Source organism: Streptococcus oralis (genome assembly GCF_024399415.1).
GTDB lineage: Bacteria > Bacillota > Bacilli > Lactobacillales > Streptococcaceae > Streptococcus > Streptococcus oralis_CS.
Map to the genome: position 1 here is coordinate 1600174 of NZ_CP029257.1, position 15950 is coordinate 1616123.

The window sequence follows — 15950 nt, forward strand, 5'->3', positions numbered from 1 at the left end:
CAGTTAGCTAGTTCGCAAAATAGCGACTAGCGTCCAACAATTAGGAACTTTAGTTCCAATTGTTGGTGCTGAGTTACATTTTTTCCTCCAACTCCACATCTGGATACTTATCCGCAAACCAGCGGAGGGCAAAGTCATTTTCAAAGAGGAAGACTGGTTGGTCGAAGCGGTCCTTGGCCAAGATATTGCGGCTTGAGGACATCCGCTCATCCAAGTCCTCAGGCTTGATCCAACGAACGGTCTTTTTACCCATTGGGCTCATGACTACTTCGGCATTGTACTCGCCTTCCATGCGGTGCTTAAAGACTTCAAACTGAAGTTGTCCGACAGCGCCTAGCATGTACTCGCCTGTTTGGTAATTCTTATAAAGCTGAATGGCTCCTTCTTGCACCAATTGCTCAATCCCCTTGTGGAAGGATTTTTGTTTCATGACGTTCTTAGCAGAAACTTTCATGAAAATTTCAGGAGTAAAGGTTGGAAGGGGTTCAAATTCAAACTTATTTTTTCCAACCGTCAAGGTGTCTCCAACTTGATAGGTACCCGTATCATAAACCCCGATGATATCTCCAGCCACGGCATTAGTCACATTCTCACGACTTTCAGCCATAAACTGAGTCACATTCGATAGTTTGGCAGTCTTACCAGTACGAGGCAGATTGACACTCATTCCACGCTCAAATTCACCTGATACGATACGAACAAAGGCGATACGGTCACGGTGACGAGGGTCCATGTTGGCTTGGATTTTAAAGACAAATCCTGAGAAATCCTTGTCATAAGGATCCACAATTTCGCCATCTGTTTTCTTGTGGCCATGTGGTTCTGGAGCAAACTTAAGGAAGGTCTCAAGGAAGGTCTGCACACCAAAGTTAGTCAAGGCTGAACCAAAGAAGACTGGAGTCAGTTCTCCTGCAAGAATAGCTTCTTCTGAAAACTCATTTCCAGCTTCATTTAAAAGCTCAATATCATCTTTAACTTGCTCGTAGAAAGGATTGCTACCAAAAAGCTTGTCCCCATCTTCTAGGCTAGCAAAACGCTCATCACCCTTGTAAAGTTCCAGGCGTTGGTTATAGAGGTCATAGAGCCCTTCAAAGGCTTTCCCCATCCCGATTGGCCAGTTCATAGGATAGCTCGCAATACCAAGGACTTCTTCTAGTTCTTGCAAGAGGTCCAGTGGCTCACGACCGTCACGGTCCAGCTTGTTCATAAAGGTAAAGACTGGAATGCCACGGTGCTTCACAACCTCAAACAATTTCTTGGTTTGGGCCTCGATACCCTTGGCAGAGTCCACGACCATGACCGCAGCATCCACCGCCATCAAGGTACGATAGGTATCTTCTGAGAAGTCCTCGTGCCCTGGTGTGTCGAGGATGTTCACGCGCTTGCCATCGTAGTCAAACTGCATAACAGATGAAGTGACCGAAATCCCACGTTGTTTCTCGATATCCATCCAGTCAGACTTGGCAAAAGTCCCTGTTTTCTTTCCTTTAACCGTACCAGCCTCACGAATCTCGCCCCCAAAGTAAAGCAACTGCTCAGTAATAGTTGTCTTCCCCGCGTCCGGGTGGGAGATGATGGCAAAGGTACGGCGTTTCTTGATTTCTTCTTGAATAGTCATAAGTTCTCTTTCTTTGATCTTCTATTTTTAGTTGTTTCAGTAGCTAAGAATGATGTTTACATTGGATTTTACCATTCCTTTCAACTCTCCATTATAGCGGATTTTGGGGAGTTTTTCAATTGCTCGTCTGATGAAAAGGCAAGCTAGAGCACAGATTGCGCCTGATTTCTCTTTTTCCACCTTTTTTTGAACAAGATATCAAAAAGAACCAGAGCCAGTGAGAGGATGACGGACACAAGAAGGTATTTTAACCACAAGGGCGCATCTGGAATAAAAGGTGTCTTGTTTAACAAACCATAATTTCCACCCGTCACCTGATTTACCCCAACTAGAAAGAGATTGAGAATAAAGGTATAGGCTACAATCATATATTTCTTGAGCAAGGTCTTGTCATAGTGATTCATCAAGTAAATCAAGGAATTCACTAGAAGGGCATAGTGCCCAATCAAAAATGAAAAACTGGTGATATGGGGGAAATCATAGGGGTCAAAAACCGGGTAAACCAAGGCAAAGACCGCTCCACTTGCTCCTAAGAGGGCAAAATATTGCTTGCTCCGCCATTTATCTGGCAAGAAAACCACCGCAAACATAGCCAAACGGCAATGGTAAAACGGAAGGCTATTAGAAAATGGAATCCCAAAACCAACATACCAACTATATAGGGCTAGTAACTGGAGGATCTGAATCCCCTTAAACAAGCGGACAAATTTCGGATTATTGTGATAAGCAAGTGCTCCATAAATACAAAGCACTAAAGTAAGCATCATAATCCCATACCAAAAGAGGGAAATGGGAGGAGGAACCGTCTGAGATCTGGTGATAAATTGATGGAACATATTTCTATCCTAACTCTTATTTTTTCTATTCTCTAGTTTAACCATTATAGCGAATTAAAAGCGATTTTTCAATTTCTATTTCTTTTCAGTTTGGCTCCCTTATTTATAGGAAATTATGGTAAAATAGAACAGACTAAAAATCATCATTTCACGAAAGGATGCAAGATGAAAATTACGCAAGAAGAGGTAACACACGTTGCCAATCTTTCAAAATTAAGATTCTCTGAAGAAGAAACTGCTGCCTTTGCGACAACCTTGTCTAAAATTGTTGACATGGTTGAATTGCTGGGCGAAGTCGACACAACTGGTGTCGCACCTACTACAACCATGGCTGACCGCAAGACCGTACTCCGCCCTGATGTGGCCGAAGAAGGAACAGACCGTGACCGCTTGTTTAAAAACGTACCTGAAAAAGAAAACTACTATATCAAGGTACCAGCTATCCTAGATGATGGAGGAGATGCCTAATGACTTTTAATAACAAAACGATTGAAGACTTGCACAACCTCCTTGTCTCTAAGGAGATTTCAGCTACTGAATTGACACAAGCCACGCTTGAAGATATCAAGTCTCGCGAGAAAGCTATCAATGCTTTTGTCACTATCGCTGAAGAACAAGCCCTTGCTCAAGCTAAAGCCGTTGATGAAGCTGGAATTGACGCGGATAATGTCCTTTCAGGAATTCCACTGGCTGTTAAGGATAATATTTCTACTGACGGCATCCTCACAACTGCTGCCTCAAAAATGCTCTACAACTACGAGCCAATCTTTGATGCGACAGCCGTTGCCAATGCCAAAGCTAAGGGTATGATTGTTGTCGGAAAAACCAACATGGACGAATTTGCCATGGGTGGTTCTGGTGAAACTTCCCACTACGGAGCGACTAAAAATGCTTGGGACCACAGCAAGGTTCCTGGTGGTTCATCAAGCGGTTCTGCTGCAGCTGTAGCTTCAGGGCAAGTCCGCTTGTCTCTTGGATCTGATACTGGTGGTTCCATCCGCCAACCTGCCGCCTTCAACGGGATTGTTGGTCTCAAACCAACCTACGGAACGGTTTCTCGTTTCGGTCTCATTGCCTTCGGTAGCTCATTAGACCAGATTGGACCTTTTGCACCAACTGTTAAAGAAAATGCCCTCTTGCTCAATGCGATTGCCAGCGAAGATGCTAAAGACTCTACTTCTGCTCCTGTCCGCATTGCCGACTTTACTTCAAAAATCGGCCAAGACATCAAGGGAATGAAAATTGCTTTGCCTAAGGAATACCTTGGTGAAGGGATTGACCCAGAGGTTAAGGAAACCATTCTGAATGCCGCTAAACACTTTGAAAAACTTGGTGCCATCGTCGAAGAAGTCAGCCTTCCTCACTCTAAATACGGTGTTGCCGTTTACTACATCATCGCTTCATCAGAAGCCTCATCAAACTTGCAACGCTTTGACGGTATCCGTTATGGCTACCGCGCAGAAGATGCAAGCAACCTTGATGAAATCTATGTAAACAGCCGTAGCCAAGGTTTCGGTGAAGAAGTGAAACGCCGTATCATGCTTGGAACATTTAGCCTTTCATCAGGTTACTATGATGCCTATTACAAGAAGGCTGGACAAGTTCGTACCCTCATCATCCAAGATTTCGAAAACGTCTTTGCGGATTATGATTTAATCCTAGGACCAACTGCTCCAAGCGTTGCCTATGACTTGGATTCACTCAACCACGATCCAGTTGCCATGTACTTAGCTGACCTTTTGACCATCCCAGTCAACTTAGCTGGTCTTCCAGGAATTTCGATTCCTGCTGGATTTGCTCAAGGTCTCCCAGTCGGTCTCCAATTGATCGGTCCTAAATACTCAGAAGAGACTATTTACCAAGCTGCTGCTGCTTTTGAAGCGACAACAGACTACCACAAACAACAACCCGTGATTTTTGGAGGTGACAACTAATGAACTTTGAAACAGTCATTGGACTTGAAGTCCACGTAGAGCTCAACACCAATTCAAAAATCTTCTCACCTACTTCTGCCCACTTTGGAAATGACCAAAATGCCAACACTAACGTGATTGACTGGTCCTTCCCAGGAGTTCTGCCAGTTCTCAATAAAGGTGTTGTCGATGCCGGTATCAAGGCTGCTCTTGCCCTCAATATGGATATCCGCAAAAAGATGCACTTCGACCGCAAGAACTACTTCTACCCTGATAATCCAAAAGCCTATCAAATTTCTCAGTTTGATGAGCCAATCGGTTTCAACGGCTGGATTGAAGTGGAGCTAGAAGACGGTACGACTAAGAAAATCGGGATTGAACGCGCTCACTTGGAAGAAGACGCTGGTAAAAACACCCACGGTACAGATGGTTACTCTTATGTTGACCTCAACCGCCAAGGGGTGCCATTGATTGAGATTGTATCTGAGGCTGACATGCGCTCGCCAGAAGAAGCCTATGCTTATCTAACTGCCCTCAAGGAAGTCATCCAGTACGCTGGTATTTCTGACGTTAAGATGGAAGAAGGTTCGATGCGTGTGGATGCTAACATCTCCCTTCGCCCTTATGGTCAAGAAAAATTCGGTACCAAGACTGAGTTGAAAAACCTCAACTCCTTCTCTAACGTTCGCAAGGGTCTTGAATACGAAGTCCAACGCCAGGCTGAAATTCTTCGCTCAGGTGGTCAAATTCGCCAAGAAACACGCCGTTACGATGAAGCCAACAAAGCAACCATCCTCATGCGTGTTAAGGAAGGCGCTGCAGACTACCGCTACTTCCCAGAACCAGACCTCCCACTCTTTGAAATCTCAGATGAGTGGATTGAGGAAATGCGTACTGAACTGCCAGAGTTTCCAAAGGAACGCCGTGCACGCTACGTTGCTGACCTTGGCTTGTCAGACTACGATGCTAGTCAGTTGACTGCAAACAAAGTCACTTCTGACTTCTTTGAAAAAGCTGTTGCCCTCGGTGGCGATGCCAAACAAGTTTCTAACTGGCTCCAAGGTGAAGTCGCTCAGTTCTTGAACGCTGAAGGTAAGACACTGGAACAAATCGAATTAACACCAGAAAACTTGGTAGAAATGATTGCCATCATCGAAGACGGCACGATCTCTTCTAAGATTGCCAAGAAAGTCTTTGTCCACCTGGCTAAAAATGGCGGTGGCGCGCGTGAATACGTGGAAAAAGCAGGCTTGGTGCAAATCTCTGATCCAGATGTTCTGATTCCAATCATCCACCAAGTCTTTGCGGATAACGAAGCTGCCGTTGCCGACTTTAAATCAGGCAAACGTAACGCAGACAAGGCCTTCACAGGATTCCTTATGAAGGCAACCAAAGGACAAGCCAACCCACAAGTTGCCCTTAAACTGCTTGCGCAGGAATTGGCCAAGTTGAAAGAAAGTGAGTAATTTACTCTTTAAACACTTTTTTCTACTTTTAAGACGAGAATGAGACAAGGAGAATAAATGAACAAATTTTTACGATTGCTATTTGTCTTAGTCATCATCGCTATGTTAGGCGCTTCTATACTACAAATTTTCTTTCCATCGTACATGGGAAGCCACTCCGGGTACGGAATATCTGCTGGTTGGCAACGAGAAATTGGAATATGGAATTTAGCTGTATTGATTATTATTCTCGCTATCAATATTAAATACGATTGGTTCTATCTACGAATCGCACTTCTTGCTCTCATTATTGGCGGAATTGGAATAGGAACAAATCACTTACTCAATTATATGGAGTATCACTCTCCTGTAAATGCTATCGGTGCTTTTGAAAATTACTTGCTAGCAATAGGGTGGATTGTGGGATGGCTCATCGAGCGCCATTCCATAAAGAAGCTAAATGCTAGTAAATAACGCCTAGTATATCTTAGATGATTTTTAAAGGTTATTAATAGTTTAATAATCATTCGAATTCAGAATTCTACCTTTTCAATCATATAGTTAGGAGACACATGAAAAAGTTTTATGCTCTTTTAATGACCTGTTTATTACTTGTTTTTCTATCCGTGCCTCAAATCGTTGATGCGGGTGTCGGACATTCCAGAAGTGGAGGGAGCAGCCGCAGTAGCTCCAGAAGTAGCAGCCGCTCAAGTGGAGGTGGAAGTCGTTCTGGTGGCTCATCCTACCACTACTACCGCTCTGGATATGGATCATCCTCTGACAGTTCTGCTAGCTCTCCCTATCTAGGATTTATGTTCATATTAGTCGGAGGAATCATACTAGTTGTTATCGTTAAATCCTTGCAGAATAAGTCTGGAGATTCGAGTTCAACCTACACTAGTAATGATTATCAAACGCTCCATCGTCGAGTTGAACATAACACACTGGCCATTAGTCGTGTGAAATACGGGGATCCTAACTTTGACGCGGAAGCCTTCACATCTTGGGTTAAGGAAGTCTACCTTAAATTGCAGGTTGCCTGGACTGAGAAAAATTGGAACTCTGTCCGCGCTTTGGAAAGTACCAGTCTCTACTCTCAACATAGCACCCAACTCGAAGACCATATTCGTGCTAAAACAACTAATGTTTTAGAGAAAGTTTGTATCGAAAATGTTCGCATCAAGGAATTCATTGAAAATCCTGACGGAAACGATACCTTAGTGGTGATCCTGTCATCTACCTTGCGGGACTATGTCATTGACGATGAGACTCGCCGTGTCCTTGAAGGAGACCCTAAAAAAGATCTCTTCACCGTGTATCAATTGAACTTTATCCGTCAACACGGTAGCCAAACGCAAGCAGTCACTCCAGACGAAGTTGTGAGCGACCACTGTCCAAACTGTGGCGCCCCATTGAAAATCTCTGCAGTTAGTGAGTGCGACTACTGTGGTGCCAATCTCTCTCGCAGTCCAAACCAATGGGTACTCGATACCTATGATGTTGTGGATGAAGACGAGCTTTATAATTAGGAGGAATTATGGGATTTATACGTGCAGCCTTATCAGCAGGCTTAAATAGTTTTAATGATAGTAAATTCAAGGAAGCCATTGTCCTTCCAGATAATGTCTCTGGCGACGCCTTGGCCGTCAAAGGTCAATTACTCACAAAAGACCCAGATGGACGTTCTCGTCACAGCAATCAAAATACTGGACTTTTGTCAGATGGCAGTGTGGTTATCGTTCCTCAAGGTTATACCGCTGTTTTGGTAAACAACGGTACCTTCCTTGGTGAAGTCCTCGAAGCAGGTAGCCACGAATGGCAAGCTGGTGATAACGCCTGGCTCCTTGAAAAAGGTGGTTTAAAAGGCACTTGGGAAAACTTTAAAAACCGTTTCTCTTTTGGTGGACAAGTCATCACCCAACAGGAAATTATCTTTATCCGCATGCAACCTATTGCAGGTAATAAGTTCGGCACACAAAATGCGGTCGAATATTTCAGCGAACGTTACCAACAACTGCTCAACATCCGTTTTTATGGCTTGTTTGATGTAAAAATAGCAGATCCAGTCCTCTTCTACGTGAGTTCTGTTAGCCGTCAAATTACTGACGGACAGCCATTTACTCTCCAAGATGTAGCTCAAGGAACGCTCCGTCAAAATATCGCACCGAAAATCGCGATTGCCATTGCCAAATATACCAACGAAAACAAGGTTGATATCTATAGCCTCAATGCCAATCAAGACACCTTTAACGAACTCGCTAAACAAGAGGTCAACAAGGTTTGGACAGGCCTCTACGGGATTGAAGCCACCAATATCTTGCTTGAAGACCTCAGCTACGACCAAGAAAGTCTTGATATCGTTCGCAAGCTTGATAGTGAGCTCGTGGCAATGAAGTACAACACGATTGAAATCGAAGAACGCCGTGCTCGCAATGAAGCGCTCATTGCTGCAGCTGCCAACGAAGGGAATGGCAATGGGATGAACATGTTTATGGGCATGAATCTTGGCCAAACTCTGGGTGGTCAACTAAGCCAACAAGTTCAAAATCAAGCACCGGCTCAAAACACTGGACAAACTGCCAGCAAGAATTTTTACATCGAAGTCGATGGAAAATACGTCCTCGTTACTAAAGACGAAGATGGAAATATCGTACCAGTCAACTAATTAAGCTCCTTCTGACATTTGAGTAATGTTGTCTTTTATGGTACAATAAAGAGTAAATTATTTATTAAAGAGGTAAAAACATGATTGAAGCAAGTAAATTAAAGGCTGGTATGACCTTTGAAACAGCTGACGGAAAATTGATCCGCGTTTTGGAAGCTAGCCACCACAAACCAGGTAAAGGAAATACAATCATGCGTATGAAATTGCGTGATGTCCGTACTGGTTCTACATTTGACACAAGCTACCGTCCAGAGGAAAAATTTGAACAAGCCATCATCGAGACTGTCCCAGCTCAATACTTGTACAAAATGGATGACACAGCCTACTTCATGAATACAGAAACTTACGACCAATACGAAATCCCTGTAGTCAACGTTGAAAACGAATTGCTTTACATTCTTGAAAACTCAGAAGTGAAGATCCAATTCTACGGAACTGAAGTGATTGGTGTTACCGTTCCTACTACTGTCGAATTGACAGTTGCAGAAACTCAACCATCTATCAAAGGTGCTACTGTTACAGGTTCTGGTAAACCAGCAACGATGGAAACTGGACTTGTCGTAAACGTTCCAGACTTCATCGAAGCAGGACAAAAACTCGTTATCAACACTGCAGAAGGAACTTACGTTTCTCGTGCCTAATCTCTAGAAAGAGGTCATTCTATGGGAATTGAAGAACAACTTGGCGAAATCGTTATCGCCCCACGTGTACTTGAAAAAATCATTGCTATTGCTACTGCAAAAGTAGAGGGTGTACACTCTTTTTCAAACAAATCAGTATCTGACACCCTTTCAAAACTTTCTCTTGGCCGTGGTGTTTATCTTAAAAACGTGGACGAAGAGCTCACAGCAGATATCTATCTCTACCTTGAGTACGGAGTAAAAGTTCCTAAGGTAGCTGTTGCTATCCAGAAAGCTGTTAAAGATGCCGTCCGCAATATGGCTGATGTAGAACTCGCTGCTATCAATATTCACGTTGCAGGTATCGTTGCAGATAAAACACCAAAACCAGAATTGAAAGATCTATTTGACGAGGACTTCCTCAATGACTAGTCCACTATTAGAATCTAGACGCCAACTCCGTAAATGCGCTTTTCAAGCTCTCATGAGTCTTGAATTCGGTACGGATGTCGAAACTGCTTGTCGTTTCGCCTATACTCATGATCGTGAAGATACGGATGTGCAACTTCCAGCCTTTTTGACAGAGCTAGTTTCTGGTGTTCAGACTAAAAAGGAAGAACTAGACAAGCAAATCACACAGCATTTAAAAGCAGGTTGGACCATCGAGCGTTTAACACTCGTGGAGAGAAACCTCCTTCGCTTGGGAGTCTTTGAAATCACTTCATTTGACACCCCACAGTTGGTGGCGGTTAATGAAGCTATTGAGCTTGCAAAGGACTTCTCAGATCAAAAATCTGCCCGTTTTATCAACGGACTACTCAGCCAGTTTGTAACAGAAGAACAGTAAAAAGAAAAAGTGTTTGACAATTATCAAACACTTTTTCTTTGACTCCTACTATCTAAAAAAATGATAATAGACATAATTATAAACAAAAATCCAGATGGGTTTTGCATAAATGAGAAAGTTGAAAAAACTATGGCACAGGATGGTGATTTTTAGGTTCTTTGTCCAACGGTAGACAAGGGCATAGAAGAAACCACCTAAACTATAAATAATCAAACTGATAGGATCTCGGTGAGTTAGGATCAAATGACTAAGTCCAAAGATGAGAGCAGATAGGATAACATCCAGATAGTACTTGGACTGGGGGAAAAAGGTATTCATAAAATACCCTCTATGAATCAGTTCCTCTAATATAGGTGCGACGACTACTGTTAAACTAAAACTGAGAACAGTTGATAGAAAAGTTGGTTGCCCATTGGAGTATAGAATCGAAAGAAGATCTTGAAAGATATACTTGTTATCAATTAGGTGATGAAACTGTAACTGAAAAGCATCCACCAATTGACGATCAAAATAAGTAGCCACTAGACCAACTACAAGGTAAAAGAATCTTGACTTCTTTGAACCCTTTTTTTCAAAAATATAGAGCATCTCTTTCTTTTTGAGCCAGTAGATAAATAATAGCAAAAGAGCTATTACTTCAACTGTTAAAAAGATAGAATAGCCATCTATCCCCCATCCTAAAAACTTAGTTAGATGCAAAATCCCTAACTCTGGTAGATAAATCGATAGAAATACCAGTGATGTATAGACTCCCAAATGCCCTAGTTTTTTCATACTTACCCCTTTAAATTATTAGACTATTAAGGTATAATTCCGTAACCATAACCAGTCATTCTATTACGTATTGTACTCGAATCAGTTGCAATGCTATAAGCATAAGGCCAACTCCAATTTATATCATCAACCAACCAAATCATGCCACCACCTGAGGCTTGTTCTAAGTCTTCAGTTGAAAGAGCTGTAAATGTTTCTGTACCTGTCATTGCAAGTACCTCCTTAAAATAAATTTTTGTAAGCTTACATCTACAGTATACATCTTTTTTGTCTATTTTATAGCCTATCTCCTCAACTGTCAAATTTTCATCCTAAACGGTAGCTTTACTAATTGAGAAATAAGAAATTGATAAAAGAGATTTCTCTATCTTCCCATCAAATTAGAAAAAGTGTTTGACAATTATCAAACACTTTTTTCTTTATCTCCTACTATCTAAAAATCAAATAATAAATATAAAATAAGAGCGACGGAGCATAAGGAATCGCATTATAGAAACTATGACAAACAATGGTAAATCGAAGACTACCCGTAACTCGATAAGCGACTGCAAATAGAAGACCAAGAATACTATAAATGATGAGACTGATGGGGTCACGATGGGATAGAACCAAGTGACTGAGCCCAAAGATGAAAGAAGACAAGATCACATCCAAATAAAACTCCGACTTTGGAAAGAAGGTATTCATAAAATAACCCCTATAGATTGTCTCCTCAACAACAGGTACAATCGAAATGTTAAAGATTAAAAATACAAGACTTGATAGAGTCGTTTCTCGTCCATTTAAGTAAAGTTCCGAAAGAAGGTCTTGGAAAATAAAGCTATGGTCAATCAATCGAATGTTCTGCATTCTAAATCCATTTAAAAAAGAATAGATAAGGAAACAAGCCACCAAGAAAGCGAGATAAGACCAGCGCCAACCCTTTTTCTCGAAGATAAAGAGCATCTTCTTCTTTTTCAACCACAAAACGAATAAAAAGAAAATAAGTAACACTTCTCCAACTAGGAAGATTATATAGCTGTCCATTCCTAAACCAAAGGTCCTAGCTAGAGTTATAGCTCCTAATGGCGTTAAATAAATGTACAGGAACATTAAAACCATACAGATTCCTAAATGTATTGTCTTTTTCATTCTTTCTCTCCTAATGGTAAACTCTCTATTAGGGCAATATAGAGGATATACTATTTATTGTTTTTCTTATTTATCTAGAGTATTCATGTTTATCCATGCTCTATTATCAAAATAGCTAGAACAAAATGTTCTAGCTTTTAAATTTTCTTAGTATTTTCTAAAGCGTTGGTAACGTTCTTCGATAAGTTGGTCGAGTGGTAGTTCTTGCAACCTATTTAGTTCTGCATGCAATTCATTTTTAACGCAACCTAGCAGTTCTTTACTTGACAGCCCTGCTTCTGAGATTACCTTGTCTACGATTCCCATTTCTAGGAGTTCATGTGAAGTGATTTTCATCAACTCCGCCGCTTCCATAGCACGACTTCCATCCTTCCAAAGGATAGAGGCAAATCCTTCCGGGCTAAGTACTGCGTAGATTGAGTTTTCTAACATCCAGACACGATTAGCTACGGCTAGAGCTAGAGCCCCACCAGATCCACCTTCACCGATAATAATCGCGATGATTGGAACCTTGAGGTCACTCATTTCCATCAGGTTTCGGGCAATTGCTTCACCTTGTCCACGTTCCTCGGCTCCAACACCTGGGTAAGCACCCGCCGTATTGATAAAAGTCACAACTGGTCGGCCAAACTTTTCTGCCTGTTTCATCAGGCGCAAGGCCTTACGATAGCCTTCTGGATGAGGTTGCCCAAAATTCCGTTTGAGGTTATCATGAAGACTTTTTCCCTTTTGGATACCAACGACAGTTACTGCTTGGTCACCTAACCAACCAATTCCACCGATGATCGCACCATCATCACGGAAAGAGCGATCTCCATGCAATTCGATAAACTCGTCAAAGATTCCATTGGCAAAATCAAGTGCGGTCAAGCGACTCTGCTCGCGTGCCTCTCTGACTATTTTTGCAATATTCATCCGCGACTTCCTCCATGCAATCTTACTAATTTAGCAATTGTTTCAGGCAATTCTCTCCGTTTAACAATTGCATCAACAAATCCATGTTCAAGTAGAAATTCTGCCTTTTGGAAGTCATCCGGCAAGGTCTCACGAACTGTATTTTCGATAACACGACGTCCAGCAAACCCAACCAAACTCTGTGGCTCCGCTAGGATAATATCACCTTCCATAGCAAAAGAAGCAGTCACCCCACCTGTTGTCGGATCGGTTAAGATAGTTAGGTAAAAAAGTCCTGCCTTGGAATGACGTTGAACTGCCGCAGAAATTTTAGCCATCTGCATCAAACTCATGATTCCTTCTTGCATACGGGCTCCACCAGAAGCTGTGAAGAGAACGACTGACAAGTTTTCTACCGTTGCATACTCAAACAAGCGCGTGATTTTTTCACCCACAACGGTTCCCATAGAAGCCATGATAAAATTTGAATCCATGATCCCAAGGGCAACTTTTTGTCCCTTGATACTAGCTGTACCAGTCAGTACTGCTTCATCCAAACCTGTCTTTTCACGCATAGTAGCCAATTTTTTCTGGTAGCCAGGAAAGTTTAATGGATCTTGAGTTTCAATACCCGTAAACATCTCCACAAAGCTGTCAGAATCAATCGTCAAATCCAAGCGTTCCTGAGCTGAAATACGGAAAGTATAGCTACAATGGGGACAAATTCGTTCGCTCCCAAGGTCCTTTTGATAAATGGTGTGTTTACAACCAGGACACTGGGAGAAGAGTTCATCCGGAACCTCAGGCTTGGCTTGTGGTTTCTGCCTTACGGAACGGTTAGGATTGATCCGAATATACTTATCCTTTTTACTAAATAGAGCCATAACTCCCCCTTTTAGTTCTCATACTGTTTGAAAGTCTATTCTTTTTCTTGGTATTTTGGCAAGAAAGTTTCCATCAAGAAGGAAGTATCGTAGTCACCAGCGATAACTCGGCGGTCTGAAATCAGATCCAACTGGAAGTCTGCATTGGTTTGCACTCCTTCAATATCAAGTTCATAAAGTGCCCGTTGCATCTTCATAAGAGCATCAAAACGATTCTCCCCATGAACAATGATTTTAGCAATCATACTATCATAGTAAGGGGGAATGGTATAACCTGGATAAACTGCTGAGTCCACGCGCAAGCCAACTCCACCACTTGGTAGATAGAGATTGGTAATTTTCCCTGGGCTTGGAGCAAAGTTAAATGCTGGATTTTCTGCATTGATCCGGCACTCGATAGCATGACCTCGTAGGACGATATCTTCTTGTTTGAAAGGTAAAGGTTGCCCGGCAGCAATGCGAATCTGTTCCTTCACGATATCAACACCTGAAACAAACTCTGTGACTGGGTGTTCCACTTGCACACGAGTATTCATTTCCATGAAGTAGAAATTGCCACTCGCTTCATCGAGAAGAAATTCAATCGTTCCTGCATTTTCATAGCCTACAGACTCTGCTGCACGAACGGCTGCAGCACCAATTTCATGACGAAGGGTTTTGCCAATCGCAATGGATGGGCTTTCTTCTAAGACCTTTTGGTTATTCCGTTGGAGTGAACAGTCCCGTTCACCAAGATGGACAACATGACCCTCTTGGTCCGCAAGGATCTGAACTTCGATATGGCGAGCTGGATAAATCACACGCTCAAGATACATAGCGCCATTTCCAAAATTGGCCTTGGCTTCACTGGATGCTGTCTCAAAGGCTGCGACCAAGTCTTCTGCCTTTTCAACCTTACGAATCCCTTTTCCACCACCACCTGCCGATGCCTTAAGCATGACAGGATAGCCAATTTTTTCTGCAACTGCAAGGGCCTCTTCAGCCGTGTGAACTTCACCATCAGATCCTGGGATAACTGGAACCCCAGCCTTGATCATTTGTTCACGCGCATTGATCTTATCACCCATGGTATCCATTACAGCGCCAGAAGGGCCGATAAACTTAATCCCCACTTCGTCACACATAGTGGCAAACTTGGAGTTTTCGCTAAGAAATCCAAAACCTGGATGGATGGCTTCTGCCTCTGTTAAGACTGCAGCAGATAAAATCGCATTGATATTGAGATAAGATTCTGTCGCCTTACCAGGTCCGATACAGATAGCTTCATCCGCTAGAAGTGTGTGAAGAGCTTCCTTATCAGCAGTTGAATAAACTGCTACGGTCGCAATGCCCAATTCACGCGCAGCTCGAATAATGCGAACCGCAATCTCACCACGGTTGGCAATCAAAATTTTACGAAACATGGAGAACCTCCTTAGTTTCCAATTGCAAAGGTAAGAGTACCACTCGCTGCAAGCTTACCATCTACTTCAGCCTTTGCTTCAACCACAGCAATCGTACCACGACGTTTGACAAAAGTAGCCGTCATGACTAATTGATCACCTGGTACAACTTGCTTCTTAAACTTGACCTTGTCCATGCCAGCGTAAAAGACTAACTTTCCCTTGTTTTCAGGTTTGGACAATTCCAAGACACCAGCAGTCTGAGCCAAGGCTTCCATGATAAGAACACCTGGCATGACTGGGTATTGTGGAAAATGCCCATTGAAGAAAGGTTCGTTGATGGTCACATTTTTAATGGCAACAATGGTATCTTCGCTCACTTCCAAGACACGATCCACTAGGAGCATGGGGTAGCGATGGGGTAGAGCTTCTTTGATTCCTTGAATATCGATCATTTGATGCGTACCAATCCTTTACCGAACTCAACCATTTCTTCATTTGAAACGAGAATTTCTGTCACCACACCATCCTTAGGCGCTGGAATCTCGTTCATGACCTTCATGGCTTCAATGATCACCAAAGTCTGACCTTTTTTAACACTGTCTCCAACTGTAACAAAGGCAGGTTTATCTGGTCCAGCGGCCAAGTAAGCCACCCCTACAAGTGGACTTTCAACGACATCACCCTCTGGAGCAACCGTCGTTTCAGCTGGTGCTGGAGCTTTTTCCACTGCACTCTCTACTGGAGTTGAAGGGGCCGAAACTACTGGATTTGCAGCTACTGTAGTTGGCACTGGAGCAACTTGAGCTGGTGCTTCAGAAGCCATTCTTGCTTCATTCTTACTAAACTGCAATTCATCCGTTCCATTTTTATAAGAAAATTCTCTCAAACTTGATTGGTCAAATTGAGCCATCAAGTCCTTGATCTCATTTAAATTCATA

Annotated in this window: 19 protein-coding genes; 9 read left to right on the forward strand and 10 right to left on the reverse strand. The window is 42.6% G+C overall.

Annotation, left to right across the window (positions count from 1 at the left end):
• Window positions 1–73 precede the first annotated feature (73 nt).
• Both DG474_RS07750 and DG474_RS07755 read right to left on the reverse strand, forming a co-directional pair.
• Window positions 74–1618 carry a peptide chain release factor 3 gene (locus DG474_RS07750; RefSeq protein ID WP_042902818.1) on the reverse strand — a complete coding sequence of 515 codons (1545 nt, stop codon included), beginning with the start codon at window positions 1616–1618 and terminating at the stop codon, window positions 74–76.
• A 143-nt stretch (window positions 1619–1761) separates the two neighbouring features.
• Window positions 1762–2454: a YwaF family protein gene (locus tag DG474_RS07755; protein ID WP_042902819.1), complete on the reverse strand. Its 693-nt coding sequence runs from the start codon at window positions 2452–2454 to the stop codon at window positions 1762–1764.
• A gap of 165 nt (window positions 2455–2619) precedes the next feature.
• Between DG474_RS07755 and gatC the strand changes: the two genes are divergently transcribed.
• From gatC to nusB, 9 genes are all read left to right on the forward strand, one after another.
• Window positions 2620–2922 carry an Asp-tRNA(Asn)/Glu-tRNA(Gln) amidotransferase subunit GatC gene (gatC, locus tag DG474_RS07760; RefSeq protein ID WP_000705420.1) on the forward strand — a complete coding sequence of 101 codons (303 nt, stop codon included), beginning with the start codon at window positions 2620–2622 and terminating at the stop codon, window positions 2920–2922.
• Window positions 2922–4388 (forward strand): Asp-tRNA(Asn)/Glu-tRNA(Gln) amidotransferase subunit GatA, encoded by a 1467-nt coding sequence (gene gatA / locus DG474_RS07765; protein WP_255777995.1) that lies wholly within the window; start codon window positions 2922–2924, stop codon window positions 4386–4388. Before gatC ends, gatA begins: the two co-directional genes overlap by 1 nt.
• Complete coding sequence (gene gatB / locus DG474_RS07770) at window positions 4388–5833, forward strand: Asp-tRNA(Asn)/Glu-tRNA(Gln) amidotransferase subunit GatB (RefSeq protein ID WP_255777998.1); 1446 nt, start codon at window positions 4388–4390, stop codon at window positions 5831–5833. The genes gatA and gatB overlap by 1 nt, the downstream gene beginning before the upstream one ends.
• Window positions 5834–5890: 57 nt before the next feature.
• Window positions 5891–6286 carry a hypothetical protein gene (locus tag DG474_RS07775; RefSeq protein ID WP_001031998.1) on the forward strand — a complete coding sequence of 132 codons (396 nt, stop codon included), beginning with the start codon at window positions 5891–5893 and terminating at the stop codon, window positions 6284–6286.
• A gap of 98 nt (window positions 6287–6384) precedes the next feature.
• Window positions 6385–7341 (forward strand): zinc-ribbon domain-containing transport protein, encoded by a 957-nt coding sequence (locus DG474_RS07780; RefSeq protein WP_255778000.1) that lies wholly within the window; start codon window positions 6385–6387, stop codon window positions 7339–7341.
• 8 nt (window positions 7342–7349) lie between these two features.
• Window positions 7350–8477 carry an SPFH domain-containing protein gene (locus tag DG474_RS07785; RefSeq protein WP_000505819.1) on the forward strand — a complete coding sequence of 376 codons (1128 nt, stop codon included), beginning with the start codon at window positions 7350–7352 and terminating at the stop codon, window positions 8475–8477.
• Between the two features lie 80 nt (window positions 8478–8557).
• Complete coding sequence (gene efp, locus DG474_RS07790) at window positions 8558–9118, forward strand: elongation factor P (RefSeq protein ID WP_000568642.1); 561 nt, start codon at window positions 8558–8560, stop codon at window positions 9116–9118.
• Window positions 9119–9139: 21 nt separating this feature from the next.
• Entirely contained in the window at window positions 9140–9529 is a 390-nt protein-coding gene (locus DG474_RS07795; RefSeq protein ID WP_049479285.1) for an Asp23/Gls24 family envelope stress response protein, read from the forward strand.
• A complete protein-coding gene (gene nusB, locus DG474_RS07800; RefSeq protein WP_049479286.1) occupies window positions 9522–9944 on the forward strand; it encodes a transcription antitermination factor NusB in 423 nt (140 codons plus the stop codon). Before DG474_RS07795 ends, nusB begins: the two co-directional genes overlap by 8 nt.
• 48 nt (window positions 9945–9992) lie before the next feature.
• On the opposite strand, the gene DG474_RS07805 is transcribed toward nusB, so the two are convergent.
• From DG474_RS07805 to accB, 8 genes are all read right to left on the reverse strand, one after another.
• Window positions 9993–10718, reverse strand: coding sequence for a CPBP family intramembrane glutamic endopeptidase (locus tag DG474_RS07805; RefSeq protein ID WP_049479287.1), 726 nt, complete (start codon window positions 10716–10718; stop codon window positions 9993–9995).
• Between the two features lie 26 nt (window positions 10719–10744).
• Window positions 10745–10927, reverse strand: a complete 183-nt coding sequence (locus DG474_RS07810) for a hypothetical protein (RefSeq protein WP_049479308.1) — start codon at window positions 10925–10927, stop codon at window positions 10745–10747.
• 220 nt (window positions 10928–11147) lie between these two features.
• Window positions 11148–11849 carry a CPBP family intramembrane glutamic endopeptidase gene (locus DG474_RS07815; RefSeq protein ID WP_049479288.1) on the reverse strand — a complete coding sequence of 234 codons (702 nt, stop codon included), beginning with the start codon at window positions 11847–11849 and terminating at the stop codon, window positions 11148–11150.
• Window positions 11850–11996: 147 nt separating this feature from the next.
• A complete protein-coding gene (locus DG474_RS07820) occupies window positions 11997–12764 on the reverse strand; it encodes an acetyl-CoA carboxylase carboxyl transferase subunit alpha (RefSeq protein ID WP_042902822.1) in 768 nt (255 codons plus the stop codon).
• Entirely contained in the window at window positions 12761–13627 is an 867-nt protein-coding gene (gene accD, locus DG474_RS07825; protein ID WP_001173375.1) for an acetyl-CoA carboxylase, carboxyltransferase subunit beta, read from the reverse strand. The genes DG474_RS07820 and accD overlap by 4 nt, the downstream gene beginning before the upstream one ends.
• Window positions 13628–13662: 35 nt before the next feature.
• Window positions 13663–15030, reverse strand: a complete 1368-nt coding sequence (gene accC / locus DG474_RS07830) for an acetyl-CoA carboxylase biotin carboxylase subunit (protein WP_000488663.1) — start codon at window positions 15028–15030, stop codon at window positions 13663–13665.
• 11 nt (window positions 15031–15041) lie between these two features.
• Window positions 15042–15464 (reverse strand): 3-hydroxyacyl-ACP dehydratase FabZ, encoded by a 423-nt coding sequence (fabZ, locus tag DG474_RS07835; RefSeq protein ID WP_000565515.1) that lies wholly within the window; start codon window positions 15462–15464, stop codon window positions 15042–15044.
• Window positions 15461–15949, reverse strand: a complete 489-nt coding sequence (accB, locus tag DG474_RS07840; RefSeq protein WP_049479289.1) for an acetyl-CoA carboxylase biotin carboxyl carrier protein — start codon at window positions 15947–15949, stop codon at window positions 15461–15463. Before accB ends, fabZ begins: the two co-directional genes overlap by 4 nt.
• Window position 15950 lies beyond the last annotated feature (1 nt).

Excerpts from the sequence above, each read along its gene's own strand:
- DG474_RS07750 (WP_042902818.1), bottom strand. The coding sequence starts at position 1,618 with ATGACTATTCAAGAAGAAATCAAGAAACGCCGTACCTTTGCCATCATC.
- DG474_RS07755 (WP_042902819.1), bottom strand. The coding sequence starts at position 2,454 with ATGTTCCATCAATTTATCACCAGATCTCAGACGGTTCCTCCTCCCATT.
- gatC (WP_000705420.1), top strand. The coding sequence starts at position 2,620 with ATGAAAATTACGCAAGAAGAGGTAACACACGTTGCCAATCTTTCAAAA.
- gatA (WP_255777995.1), top strand. The coding sequence starts at position 2,922 with ATGACTTTTAATAACAAAACGATTGAAGACTTGCACAACCTCCTTGTC.
- gatB (WP_255777998.1), top strand. The coding sequence starts at position 4,388 with ATGAACTTTGAAACAGTCATTGGACTTGAAGTCCACGTAGAGCTCAAC.
- DG474_RS07775 (WP_001031998.1), top strand. The coding sequence starts at position 5,891 with ATGAACAAATTTTTACGATTGCTATTTGTCTTAGTCATCATCGCTATG.
- DG474_RS07780 (WP_255778000.1), top strand. The coding sequence starts at position 6,385 with ATGAAAAAGTTTTATGCTCTTTTAATGACCTGTTTATTACTTGTTTTT.
- DG474_RS07785 (WP_000505819.1), top strand. The coding sequence starts at position 7,350 with ATGGGATTTATACGTGCAGCCTTATCAGCAGGCTTAAATAGTTTTAAT.
- efp (WP_000568642.1), top strand. The coding sequence starts at position 8,558 with ATGATTGAAGCAAGTAAATTAAAGGCTGGTATGACCTTTGAAACAGCT.
- DG474_RS07795 (WP_049479285.1), top strand. The coding sequence starts at position 9,140 with ATGGGAATTGAAGAACAACTTGGCGAAATCGTTATCGCCCCACGTGTA.
- nusB (WP_049479286.1), top strand. The coding sequence starts at position 9,522 with ATGACTAGTCCACTATTAGAATCTAGACGCCAACTCCGTAAATGCGCT.
- DG474_RS07805 (WP_049479287.1), bottom strand. The coding sequence starts at position 10,718 with ATGAAAAAACTAGGGCATTTGGGAGTCTATACATCACTGGTATTTCTA.
- DG474_RS07810 (WP_049479308.1), bottom strand. The coding sequence starts at position 10,927 with ATGACAGGTACAGAAACATTTACAGCTCTTTCAACTGAAGACTTAGAA.
- DG474_RS07815 (WP_049479288.1), bottom strand. The coding sequence starts at position 11,849 with ATGAAAAAGACAATACATTTAGGAATCTGTATGGTTTTAATGTTCCTG.
- DG474_RS07820 (WP_042902822.1), bottom strand. The coding sequence starts at position 12,764 with ATGAATATTGCAAAAATAGTCAGAGAGGCACGCGAGCAGAGTCGCTTG.
- accD (WP_001173375.1), bottom strand. The coding sequence starts at position 13,627 with ATGGCTCTATTTAGTAAAAAGGATAAGTATATTCGGATCAATCCTAAC.
- accC (WP_000488663.1), bottom strand. The coding sequence starts at position 15,030 with ATGTTTCGTAAAATTTTGATTGCCAACCGTGGTGAGATTGCGGTTCGC.
- fabZ (WP_000565515.1), bottom strand. The coding sequence starts at position 15,464 with ATGATCGATATTCAAGGAATCAAAGAAGCTCTACCCCATCGCTACCCC.
- accB (WP_049479289.1), bottom strand. The coding sequence starts at position 15,949 with ATGAATTTAAATGAGATCAAGGACTTGATGGCTCAATTTGACCAATCA.